Here is an 11915-nt window from a genome sequence, read left to right on the forward strand (position 1 = left end):
ATTAGTTAGAGAACTCACATCGATACCGACGAACAAAGTGGATAAAACGTTGTGATCCATAGTTATTTCACCACCTTTCGAAAAAAGATAAAGGATGAAAGCAAAGAGATGCCCTAATCTTAGCAGTCAAAGGCAGCCTCGCGCTCTATGAGCATCCACCAATGAAAAATAGCCTTGCTGATGGCCTAATCAAAGGTGATGCAGTAATCGGTTAGCAAATTGACTGCTAAGTCAGGAAACAAGCTTTTTAAGCAACGACCAAAAGGTCTTGCAGGGAGGAAGGGAATCTTCCCTCGCTAATCATCCTGGTACTATTTTAGCATTAGGGTATCTCTTTACAAAAGAAATAATAAAAAAGAGCAAAAAACAAATTTTTAGTACCATTTTTTGAGTTTCATATCCATACATATTATACGAGGAGGATTAATTTGTGTCAGGTATTGCCGGAACAACAGCTAAAGACAAGAAAATTGTTAATAAAATATTGAACAGGATTCAACACCGAGGTCCAAAATCAACATGGGTAGAAGAAGGAGAAAAAGCAACTATAGGTTGCTGCTTGCTTTCATCAGAGGAAACAGCAAAAGAGCGAGTTTTTACAAAAGAAGGAAACGGTATTTCTGTTTTAGATGGGCATCTCTACCACGAAGATAATTTACATCTTGAAGCGGCATTCTTAATACTTGAAAATTATAGAAAATTTGGGAAAAAATTTGCAAGCTATTTAGATGGTGATTTTGCTTTCGCAATCGATGACAGAAATGATCTTATTTTAGGCCGAGATTACATCGGTTCTCATCCCCTATATTATGGCTTTAATAATAATGAACTTTATTTTTCCTCGGAAGCAAAGGGTCTTGTTGGTATAGTTAAGGAGATTGAAGAACTAGAACCTGGACACTTATTTTCATTAAAAGACGGCGTTCTACCTTATTCGACTTTCTTTGAAAGTGTCCCTTCCTTTAAAACACCGCAAGATGCGGCTAAAATACTGAAGGAATTATTAGAGAAGGCTGTTAAACGCAATATGTCAGATGGTTTTGTGGATGGAGCTTTACTTAGCGGCGGATTGGATAGCAGTATTATCGCTTATACCGCTTCTAAATATCAAAATCCCATCAAGACCTTCACAATAGGCGTTTCTCAAAATGGCGATCTTCCACGGGCAACCGAAATGGCAGAATTTATTGGTTCTTCTCATTATTGGAAAATCTTTGATAAACAAAAAATTGAAAATATTCTCCCAAAAGCTATTTATCATTTAGAATCTTTCGAAGAATCTTGTGTTCATGGCGCAGTGGCGCATTATTTAACAGCGAAATTTGCCCGTGAAAAGGGAGCAAATTGTTTGTTGTGCGGTGAAGGAGCAGATGAGCTTTTAGGAGGTTATCACGAACTAAAGCAAGCAGAGTCAAATCAAGAGATGGATAATTTTTTTGATGATTTAATGTCTAACGCCTACCGTACTGGACTCCAAAGACTCGATAGATCCTTCTCAGCTCATGGAATCGAATATCGCACTCCTTTTCTTGATAGACGTGTGGTGAATTTTTGTAATCAAATACCAAATGAATGGAAAATTTATGGACCTGAAAAAATTGAAAAATGGATCTTAAGAAAAACTTATGAACATGATTTACCTAACAACATTGTAAATCGAAGAAAAGAACCCTTTGCTAATGGTAGCGGTGTATCTGATATCATAAAAGATATTTCACAACAGAAAGTCTCAGAATTTGAAAGAAGGCCGAGTACATTTCAAAATTTAGATGTTGATTGGGAGTTTACATCTCCCGCTGAGTTTTATTATTACCGTTTATTTAAAGAATTCTTTCCAGATAAATCTTATGAACGTTTAGTAACCAGATGGAATCCCTTATTAAATTGATAAACGGCGAAATTCTCCCTTAAAGATATGGTTGGAGAACGGGGCGAAGGGGCGCTAAAACTGGTTTCATGTAACTTAAATTGATGGAGGTGTTAACTTTGAAAAAATTGACAATGCTTGTGTTGGTCGTTGTATTTTCTTTAACTGCGCTTTTTGGTGCAACTTTAACCGTAGGTGCTTCAAATTTCACGGAACAGTACATATTTGGTGAACTCATATCTGCTTTACTTGAAGAAAACAATTTTAATATCGATAAAAGATTTGGCTTAAATACTTTAGTGAGAAGAACAGGTATGTTGAACGGCCAAATAGATATTTCCGCAGATTATACAGGAACAGCCTGGACAACGTATTATCATAAAGAGGAATTGATTTACGACCCAGTAGAATTATACAACCAAGTTAAAAGCATAGATAAAGAAAAAGGGTTAGTATGGCTAGATCTAACCAGTATAAACAACTCATATGCCCTGGCTATGAAAAGGGAAAGCGCAGAAAGTTTAGGCATTGATACCATATCTGAACTTGCCGAATATGTAAATGATCATCCTGGGGAAATGAAAATAGCAATTGACTATGAATTCTTCGAAGGTGCAATGAATATTTTCGAAATGGCAGAAACATACAACATGAACATATCCAAAAATGATGTTAAAACTATGCAGTGGGGTTTAACCTATGAGTCTTTGAATCAAGGAGATGCTGATATAACAATGGTCTTTACCACCGATTCTCAGCTACTGAAATACGACTTAAAGGTTTTGGAAGACGATAAACATTTCTTCCCTTTTTATCATGTAGCTGTTGTGGTGAGAGAAGATACTTTAGAAAAATATCCTGAGATAGCAGAAATATTGAGACCTTTTGCTATGTACTTAAACCAAGATATAATCATAAGGTTAAATTATTTAGTAGATGTTGAGGGTGTTGAACCAGAAGTTGTTGCAAGAGATTATTTAGAAGGTTTAGGCTTGATAGATTAATCTCGTTTATTACATAAAAAGCCAGGAGATTCCTGGCTTTTTATTTTCTTAAAGAGTTCGACAATCTTGAACCAACAAATTGGGTTATCTGAGTCAAGAAGATTAATATTGCCACGTCGTATAGAAGAACATCCATTCTAAACCTTTGATATCCGTAATTTATCGCCATTGCCCCAAGGCCTCCGGCTCCCACAGCTCCTGCTATAGCTGTGTAAGTTATTAAGTTTATAACCAACAAAGTAATATTTGAAACCATCTCCGGGGCAGTCTCAGGTAATAATACTTTAAATATAAACTGTCTGTTGGTCATACCCATAGATACAGATGTATCTAGTAACCCTTGTGAAAGATTGTTAAAAGAAGTTTCAGCCAATCTTGCCATAAAAGGAATCGCTGCTATAGACAATGGCACAATTGCTGCGGTTGAACCGATTATCGTTCCTGTTAATAATCTTGTTAAAGGGATTATCAAAATAATAAGGATGATAAAAGGTATTGATCTAAATATATTTACAATCCAATCTAAAACGGAATACCAGGTTTTTGCAGCTTTCTTATCACTCTTAGACAACATGTAGAGCGCAATTCCCAACGGAATACCTAACAAAACGGCTATAAAGCCAGAAACGAAGGTCATGTATAACGTTTCAAGAGTAGCTATAAAGAGATCTTGGATCATTTATTTCAACACCTCAACTTTGTAAACATTGGCAGAGAGCTCTTCTAAAAACTTTTCCATTTCCCTTTGCGTAGAAATAACCTCGACTATTAAAGTTCCATACGGATTGTCTTTCAAATGTTCTATCTTACCGTAGAGTATGTTCAATGTGATGTCATATTTTTTGGTGATATTATGTAAGATAGGTTCATGAGTTTTTTCTCCCCAAAAAACTACCTTTATCAATCTATCGTTTTCTCCTTTAACAACCTCTTTTACCCTTTTCCAATCTACGTTTATTTCTTGATAAAATTCTTTATTCAGTTCATTTTCTTTTTCAATAAAAAATTCGTGGACTTTACCAAAAAAATCAACCGTTCCATTTTTTAAATAAACCACCTTATCACAAATCTTTTTGATCACGTCCATTTCATGAGTAACAATCAAAATTGATTTTTTCATACTCTTATTGATTTCTAATATGAGATCTAAAATTCTTTGTGTTGTACTTGGATCTAAAGATGATGTGGGCTCATCAAACAAAATAATATCAGGATTATTTATCAATGCCCTTGCTATAGCTGTTCTTTGTTTCTCTCCTCCCGATAACAGGGAAGGATAAGAATCCTTTTTATGAAGGAGATTCACATCTTTCAATATCTTATTAACACGAATTTCTATTTCCTTTTTAGGCAATTTTTCAATTTCAAGGGGAAGAGATACATTTTCAAATACCGTTCTAGAACTCAACAAGTTGAAATGTTGGAATACTATACTAATCTTTTTTCTCACGTTTCTCAATTGGTTATTATTTAATTTTGTTAGATCTACTTTATCCAAGAAAATCTCCCCGGAAGTAGGAGCTTGGAGCAGGTTCATCGTTCTCAAAAGAGACGTTTTCCCCGCTCCGGATAGACCAATAATCCCCAGAATTTCTCCATCTTCAACTGTAAAATTTACGTTTTTTAAGACATGATTTTTGTTATCATATATGAGATTAAGATTTTTTATTTTTAACAACTAAGTTTCTCCTTTTGTATTATTTTATGAAAGCTCAAAATACAGGTACTACGGCACCATTATAATTCTCTATAATAAATTTTCTAACCTTATCGGTTGTTAAAACTTTAATCAAAGCTTTTACTAGTTCATCGTCGACACGGCTTTCCTTTACAGTTATTATGTTGGCATATGGAGATTGGGCTCCTTCGTAGAATACCGCATCTTCCAATGGGTTTAGCCCTGCTTCTATAGCATAATTTGTGTTAATTACTGCCCCAACAACATTTTTATCTTCCTTATAAGTCCTGGGCAAATACGGTGCTTCAAGCTCTTTGAATACCAAACCGTATGGATTTTCAACAATATCCTTGATAGTTGCCACTAAAGGATCCTCTCTCTCCCTAAGCTTAATCACTCCATATTCTTGAAGAAGCAACAAAGATCTACCTTCGTTGGTAACATCGTTAGGAATTATGATTAAATCGCCTTTTTTAAGGACATTTAAATCTTTTTTCAAATAAAACCCCATAGGTTCAACATGGATCTTAGCAACAGACACCAAGTCTGGCAACTTGCGTTCCCTTTTAAAAGTTTCTAAATATGGTTCATGCTGAAAATAATTCGCATCTATAGAACCGTCTTCCAAAGCCAAATTGGGTTGAACATAATCCGTGAAAATTACTATCTGAAGCTCTACACCAGTTTTTTCTTTAAAATCATCTTTTATAAACTCTAAAATCTCAGCGTGCGGAACTGGAGTAGCTCCAACTTTGAACGTATTCCCACCAAAGCCAAATAAAGCATATCCTTCAACGAAAAACAATGTTAAAAAAATAAATAATGAAACCAAAACCTTTAATACACACTTACTTCTTTTCATACTAAATCCCTCCCTCGGAATATATGTTTTAGTACCCTTTCACCCCGTAACCCTTTTAAAATCAAAATCTTATACCTGAAAAAATTCTATAATTAGAACTTTATATACAAAAAACCTCTTCCGGTAGAATGGAAGAGGTGTATTTTTATAATTCTTATCCTCTCCTTATCTCCCAGAATTATTCTGCAGGATTTGGCACCATTGCATAATTTTGTTAAATTATGCAGGTTGCCGGGCTTCTTCGGGCCAGTCCCTCCGCCTCTCTCGATAAGGAATCAAAACTTATTAATTTAACCTATACTATCATATTTCTTTTTGGAAGTCAAGCCAATTTTATCTCTTTTGCCATCGCTTTTGCCAATTCACTTAATTTCTTAAAATCTTCCTCTTTTGCAGATAACCTTGCTTCAACCGGTTCAGTAACAAGCGGCCATTTCATTTGCTCATTGTACTTAACTATAGTAGATACTCCGCCTCCGCTCCAACCATATGTACCAAAGATACCTAAAACATGATTTTTTATATTGGTATGAGCCAACCATTGAACTAACGATTCCATATAAGGAAAAAGACCTTGGTTATACGTTGAGCTTCCAAGTATTAGCCCTTTGTACCTCCAAATCTCGTTAATTATATAAGAAATATGCGTTTTTGATACATTCATTATTTTGATCTTTTTAATGCCCTCTTCAGCCAATTTTCTTGCCACATAATCTGCCATTTCTTCTGTATTACCATACATCGAACCATAAGCTATTACTACACCTTCTTCGGTTTCGTATTTACTCCATTTATCATACAAAGAGTAAATTCTGTCTGGATTTTTTCTCCAAATTGGTCCATGTGTAGAAGCGATTATTTTTATATCTATATTAGCTTCATTCAATTTATTTAAGGCCCTTTGTACCATAGGAGAGAACTTTCCAACTATATTAGAAAAATATCTTCTGATTTCATCTTCAAAGAAATCTATTTTTACTTCATCGTCGAATATTCCCCCGTCTAAGGTCCCAAATCCACCAAAGGCATCACCTGAGAACAAAATTTTATCCGTTTCATCATAAGTCATCATCGTTTCTGGCCAATGAACCATTGGAGTTAGGTAAAACCTCAGATTATGCTTTCCTAAATTCAGAGATTCACCATCTTTTATCTCATGAAAATTATCTTTAACCATATAAAGGTTTTCTATAAATTGAAAAGTAGTTCTGTTACCCACAATTTTTAAATTGGGAAATTTTTGCAAAAGTTCTGGAATCGCCCCAGAATGATCAGGCTCCATATGATTGATGATTAAATAATCAAGAGGTTTACCGTTTAAAAGTTTTCTAATTTTATCAAAAAACTCAGTCACTTTCCATTCTTTAACCGTATCGATTAAAGCTGTTTTTTCATCTAAGATTAAATAAGAATTATAACTAACCCCTCTATCAAGAGGCCATAAACTTTCAAAAAGCTGAGTGTCTCTGTCGTTTACCCCAACATAGTAAATACTGTCGCTAATTTTTATGGAAACATTCATACTTTCATCCTCCTTTGAATTTTAAGTTTTAAAGTTAGCTTACTCAACTTCTCTAATATTTTGTCGTTCTGATTTTGATATAATCGAATGAGGTAGGAATCTTTTCCAGCCTTTTCTTCAAAATATATTTTATCACATAATCCAGCTCGTTTTATGGTCGATTTTAACTAACTTTTACCTTACAAATCGTTAAATTGTTTGAAGTTCCCTTTTTTTCAAGGCAATATTATCAAAATAAAACAATTCAAAATTTTGTAAATTATTATCTTTTTTGTCGTGTTATAATACAAATAACAATTAATTTATAAAATATTCTATAAACACTGTGGGTGGGGAGCACATTAAAATATTCTATACAAAGAGGTGGGCGGCAGTATATGGAACAAATAACAAAACATCTTTCAAGAAAAAATATTTGTGAAGAAATAAAACCCGGGGCCTCTTCCTTAATAATATTTGGAGCCTCAGGAGATTTAACTTTTAGAAAATTAATCCCTTCTATATATACGTTGTTCAAAAAGAACCTTTTACCCAACGAATTTTTCTTACTGGGAGTAGCTAGGTCTAAATTCACCGCGGAGGAATACCGCCAAGAAATAAAAAATAGATTATTGGAAGAAAACGAAGATAACTTTATAATTTCAAAATTCATTGAAAAAGTTTTTTATACTTCAGGTTTCTACGACGATGATTCCCTGTACCTGGAACTAAAAAATAAACTAAATTATTTCGATAAAATCTTTAACACCCACGAAAATCATCTTTTTTATCTTTCAACCCCTCCAAATGTCTATTTAGAAATAATTAAACGTTTGGGGAAGTTTAACTTGACCAAAGAAAGTGAAAATTCTTATTCAAGAATAATAATAGAAAAACCTTTTGGCAGTAATTTTAACACATCCAAAGAATTAGACGAGGAACTTCATAAGTATCTAAATGAAACCCAAATATACAGAATTGACCATTATCTTGGTAAAGAGACCGTTCAAAATATAATGATGCTCAGATTTGCAAACATTGTTTTTGAACCCATATGGAATTACAAATACATAGATAACGTCCAGATAACCGTGGCTGAAACATTAGGCGTAGAACATAGGGCTGGATACTTTGAACAAGCTGGCTTATTACGAGACATGTTTCAAAACCATATGATGCAGCTTTTAACTTTGGTAGCAATGGAACCTCCTGCTTCCCTTGAAGATACAAGCGTTAGGGACGAAAAGACAAAACTATTGAAAGCTATAAGACCCTTTGAAAAAGAGAAGATAGATGAATACTTTGTAAGAGGCCAATATATTGACGGAATGATCAATGGAAAAGAAGTTCCTGCTTATACAGAAGAAAAGAATGTTGATCCACACTCTTTTGTAGAAACATTTGTAGCGTCTAAATTTTTAATCGACAATTGGAGATGGAGCGGGATACCTTTTTATTTAAGGGCAGGCAAAAGATTGAAAAGAAAGGTTACAGAAATCGCCATAATCTTTAAAGACGTTCCCCATTCGATATTTGCTAAAAACGATATAACATTAGAGAAAAATGCCCTCATTCTAAATATACAACCAGACGAAGGGTTTTCACTGAAGATCCAAGCCAAACAACCCGGTTCCAAGCTTTGTTTAAATACATTAACTATGGATTTCAATTATGACGAATTCTTCAAATTCAAAGGTCCTGATGCATATGAAAGGCTTCTTTTGGACGCCATGTTGGGTGATCAAACACTTTTTGTAAGAAGTGACGCTATGGAAATTTCTTGGAAAATCTTCACCCCTGTTTTAGAAAAATGGGAAGAAGAAAAACATAATGGGCTGAGATTATACAAAAGTGGTACCTGGGGACCAAAAGAATCTTTTGAGTTATTAGAAAAAGATAATAGAAGTTGGCGAAACTTAGACTTTGAAAGTGAGGATTTATATGCAAGCAAAGTTTTTTGAAGATCCCCAAAAGTTCCAAAAAGAGACCGCAAACCTAATTTATAAACTGTATAAAAAAAGCATAGAAGAAAATAAATTATTCACCTTAATGCTCTCAGGCGGAAGAACACCACTTCCTGTTTATGAAGAATTAGCATCAGAGTACAAAGATAAAATAAATTGGGAGAAGGTCCACATTTTTTGGGGAGACGAAAGATACGTCGATCAAAAAAGTGAAGAAAGTAATTTCAAATGGGCACACGATTTGCTAATAAGCAAAATTAATATCTCTTCAAACAATGTACACAGGATAAAAACAGAACTGCCTATAGAAAAAGCAACACAAGAGTACGTAAAAAAAATAATCAACTTTTTTGGACAACAAAATCCTATTTTTGATCTGATACTACTAGGAATAGGAGAAGATGGCCACACAGCATCTTTGTTCCCTTCAAGTGACACTTTAAAAGAAAGCAAAAAGCTCTTCACAGTCACACCACCTTCTGGAACACCTAAATTACCAAGAATTACAGCCACGTACAAATTGCTGAACAAGGCAAGAAATATCCTTTTTCTAAGTTCATACAAAGGGAAAGAGAAAGTAATAGATGAAATCCTAAACCACCCTAAGATAGCAGAAGAAAAATTTCCAGCTGCAAAGGTTAAAGTTAAGAATACTTATTTTTTCATAAAAATATAGGGACTGTTTGACAGTCCCTATTGAATTGATAATTATGAGTTAAGAAATTATCTAAAATTCTCCCATCATTTAGAAAAAAATCTTAAAATTTCTTTGTTTTTGTAATTAACCATATAATTAATTCTTTGGTATAATTATTAAAACAGTTTTTAACTGATTCTGTGCCGGAAAGAGGGAGGGTAATTAGAAATGTTCAACATAGCTGTCATAGTTAACACTTTAGCCGTTTTAATTGGAGGCACACTGGGAACGCTTGTAGGAAATAAATTGCCGGATAATTTGAGACTGATTTTATTTCAAAGTGTTGGTATAACTACCTTTTTGATTGGAGTAGGGATGGGGTTAGATGCAAGCAATTTGATCGTGGTTTTAGTATCTTTGGCGCTTGGAGGAGTAATTGGAGAATTATTGAGAATAGAAAAAGGTCTAGGAAAATTGGCAAACATCGTTGAAAGGTCACAAGGAGAAACACCGTTTGTAAGAGGATTTATTACCGCTACCGTTCTTTTTGTCATCGGACCTATGACGATAATTGGATGTCTAAATGCTGGTCTTTCAGGAGACAACTCTGTTATTTTCTTAAAATCTGTTCTTGATGGAATTTCTTCTATGATCTTAGCCTCGGCGTATGGAGTAGGGGTTACATTCTCTGCTGTGAGTGTTTTCTTAATTCAAGGTTCTATAGTTAGTTTAGCTGGGATGCTTTCCTTCCTTTCAAATCCTTATTATTTGAACGATTTTACAGCCGTAGGAGGAGCAATGATAATTGCCATTGGAATAAAACTTTTAGAGATAAAAGATATAAAAGTAGGAAATTTTCTTCCTTCTTTAATAATTGTCGTTTTGATAAATTATATTCTTACCTTTTTTGGCAGGTTTTGACAAATTCCTACAAAATATGTTATAATAGTTGATAGAAAGATTAATAAATATTTCCTTCTTATTTAAACTACTATTCATTTCTCTACTACTCATACTTTATTCGTCCATATTTCTAATACAGATGAATTAAACAAAATTAATCGCAAAACCTTTTTTAAAAGGTATTAATTTTTGTTACTTGATAAAATTGTGAAAAGGAGGAATCAAAATGCTTAGATTAGAAAATGCCTTATGGAAGTTGGAAAAATACGAGGATGAATTGTTATCTAATACGATACTTTACAATCAGCTTCCTTTAAAAAACTTCGATGAGCAAAAAAACTTTATAATAAACAGATTGAAAGAAACGAATCTACCCAATATTAAGGAAGATGAGGAAGGGAACGTATATGTCTCGTTTGTTAACGACGATATTTCCCCTACCGCCCTTGTTTTCACAACTATAGATGAGATAAACGATCCACTTATTGAAAGATTCGCCAGAGTATTAAAAGGAAAACTAGAAGGTCTAAAAATTGTTTCGTCTTCTCTTAAAGTAGCAGCTCTCTTAACTATGATAAAGTTTTTACACTCAGAAAAAGTAGATTTAAGAAAGAACGTATTTTTCCTTTTTCTTAACCAGGCAAGAAAAAACAAATTTTTAAGTTTAGGAGAGTTTTTACAAGAAAATATCAAAAGTTTGGACTATGCCATTAAAGTCAATGGCATCACTTTAGGAGATCTTGGTCATCGTTCTTTGGGAAAATATGTCTACAAATTAAAATTTTATTCCCGAGATTCAATACATAAGACTTCTAAATCTCCTTCAACCCTAGAAATATTGTACAGAATAACGTCCAATCTTAAAGAAAATGCGGATATGGAAGGCACGTCTGTAAGTATCTTAAAACTCGACAGATTCGAGCACAACACTGAAGTGATAATGGAGATAAAGAGCGTAGGAGACCAAGATTTAGAAACCATAAGTGAAAACTTAAGATCCACCGTTACAGAATTGGCAGAAAGATACAATTTAAAAATAAAATTGAATCTGCTTTCGTACATACCAACTACTTTCATACCAAAAGACCATCCCTTGATCGAACAGATCAGAGAGATTCAGAATAATTTAAACATCAAAACCAAATTGGTTCCTTTAGACAAAGATGAAGCATTGATAATTAAATCAGGTATTCCCGCAGTTTCGCTGGGTATAGCGAAAGGTGAAATATTAGATGGCACAGAATACTTCGAAAGAGATGGTGTAATGAAAGGGCTGAACCAAATTTTGATGATAGTTGATAATGTAACAACAGAAAACTTTGATGAAGAAGAGATAGGTCAAGACTTTATAGGCGAAGAAAAAGATTAATTAGAAAGCTAATCGGTGATATGTCAAGGAGTAAAAACCAAAAAGATTGTTAAAAATTAGTGTAACTGACAATGCCCATACTTTCAGAAAAACTCAAAATAGGCTTGAAAACACAAAAAGATTCACTTGT

10 protein-coding genes and 1 riboswitch are annotated in these 11915 nt (G+C 33.8%); of the genes, 6 read left to right on the top strand and 4 right to left on the bottom strand.

Annotated elements, in window-relative coordinates:
* The first annotated feature begins 430 nt into the window (after window positions 1-430).
* Together AD60_RS05995 and AD60_RS06000 are read left to right on the top strand one after the other, a co-directional pair.
* Window positions 431-1888: an asparagine synthase-related protein gene (locus AD60_RS05995; RefSeq protein ID WP_103876763.1), complete on the top strand. Its 1458-nt coding sequence runs from the start codon at window positions 431-433 to the stop codon at window positions 1886-1888.
* A gap of 89 nt (window positions 1889-1977) precedes the next feature.
* Window positions 1978-2871 (top strand): glycine betaine ABC transporter substrate-binding protein, encoded by an 894-nt coding sequence (locus AD60_RS06000; RefSeq protein ID WP_233186832.1) that lies wholly within the window; start codon window positions 1978-1980, stop codon window positions 2869-2871.
* Window positions 2872-2911: 40 nt separating this feature from the next.
* Here the strand turns inward: AD60_RS06000 and AD60_RS06005 are convergent, their stop codons facing one another.
* The 4 genes from AD60_RS06005 to AD60_RS06020 form a co-directional block, all read right to left on the bottom strand.
* On the bottom strand, window positions 2912-3550 hold the full coding sequence (locus AD60_RS06005) for a methionine ABC transporter permease (RefSeq protein ID WP_103876765.1): 639 nt from the start codon (window positions 3548-3550) through the stop codon (window positions 2912-2914).
* The gene (locus AD60_RS06010) at window positions 3551-4549 is read right to left on the bottom strand and encodes a methionine ABC transporter ATP-binding protein (protein ID WP_103876766.1); all 999 of its coding nucleotides are present in this window, start codon (window positions 4547-4549) and stop codon (window positions 3551-3553) included.
* 34 nt (window positions 4550-4583) lie between these two features.
* On the bottom strand, window positions 4584-5411 hold the full coding sequence (locus tag AD60_RS06015) for a MetQ/NlpA family ABC transporter substrate-binding protein (RefSeq protein WP_103876767.1): 828 nt from the start codon (window positions 5409-5411) through the stop codon (window positions 4584-4586).
* Between the two features lie 162 nt (window positions 5412-5573).
* A riboswitch (SAM riboswitch) is annotated at window positions 5574-5685 on the bottom strand.
* Between the two features lie 48 nt (window positions 5686-5733).
* Entirely contained in the window at window positions 5734-6933 is a 1200-nt protein-coding gene (locus tag AD60_RS06020) for an FprA family A-type flavoprotein (protein WP_103876768.1), read from the bottom strand.
* A gap of 377 nt (window positions 6934-7310) precedes the next feature.
* Here AD60_RS06020 and zwf point away from each other — a divergent pair, with 377 nt between their 5' ends.
* From zwf to AD60_RS06040, 4 genes are all read left to right on the top strand, one after another.
* On the top strand, window positions 7311-8873 hold the full coding sequence (zwf, locus tag AD60_RS06025) for a glucose-6-phosphate dehydrogenase (protein ID WP_103876769.1): 1563 nt from the start codon (window positions 7311-7313) through the stop codon (window positions 8871-8873).
* A complete protein-coding gene (gene pgl / locus AD60_RS06030) occupies window positions 8854-9552 on the top strand; it encodes a 6-phosphogluconolactonase (protein WP_103876770.1) in 699 nt (232 codons plus the stop codon). Before zwf ends, pgl begins: the two co-directional genes overlap by 20 nt.
* A 189-nt stretch (window positions 9553-9741) precedes the next feature.
* Window positions 9742-10434 carry a DUF554 domain-containing protein gene (locus tag AD60_RS06035; protein WP_103927456.1) on the top strand — a complete coding sequence of 231 codons (693 nt, stop codon included), beginning with the start codon at window positions 9742-9744 and terminating at the stop codon, window positions 10432-10434.
* A 208-nt stretch (window positions 10435-10642) separates the two neighbouring features.
* On the top strand, window positions 10643-11785 hold the full coding sequence (locus AD60_RS06040; protein ID WP_103927457.1) for a hypothetical protein: 1143 nt from the start codon (window positions 10643-10645) through the stop codon (window positions 11783-11785).
* Window positions 11786-11915 lie beyond the last annotated feature (130 nt).

Source organism: Petrotoga sp. SL27 (assembly GCF_002924605.1).
GTDB classification, from domain to species: Bacteria; Thermotogota; Thermotogae; order Petrotogales; family Petrotogaceae; genus Petrotoga; species Petrotoga sibirica.

Excerpts from the sequence above, each read along its gene's own strand:
- AD60_RS06040 (WP_103927457.1), top strand. The coding sequence starts at position 10,643 with ATGCTTAGATTAGAAAATGCCTTATGGAAGTTGGAAAAATACGAGGAT.
- AD60_RS06015 (WP_103876767.1), bottom strand. The coding sequence starts at position 5,411 with ATGAAAAGAAGTAAGTGTGTATTAAAGGTTTTGGTTTCATTATTTATT.
- AD60_RS06020 (WP_103876768.1), bottom strand. The coding sequence starts at position 6,933 with ATGAATGTTTCCATAAAAATTAGCGACAGTATTTACTATGTTGGGGTA.
- AD60_RS06005 (WP_103876765.1), bottom strand. The coding sequence starts at position 3,550 with ATGATCCAAGATCTCTTTATAGCTACTCTTGAAACGTTATACATGACC.
- zwf (WP_103876769.1), top strand. The coding sequence starts at position 7,311 with ATGGAACAAATAACAAAACATCTTTCAAGAAAAAATATTTGTGAAGAA.
- AD60_RS06035 (WP_103927456.1), top strand. The coding sequence starts at position 9,742 with ATGTTCAACATAGCTGTCATAGTTAACACTTTAGCCGTTTTAATTGGA.
- pgl (WP_103876770.1), top strand. The coding sequence starts at position 8,854 with ATGCAAGCAAAGTTTTTTGAAGATCCCCAAAAGTTCCAAAAAGAGACC.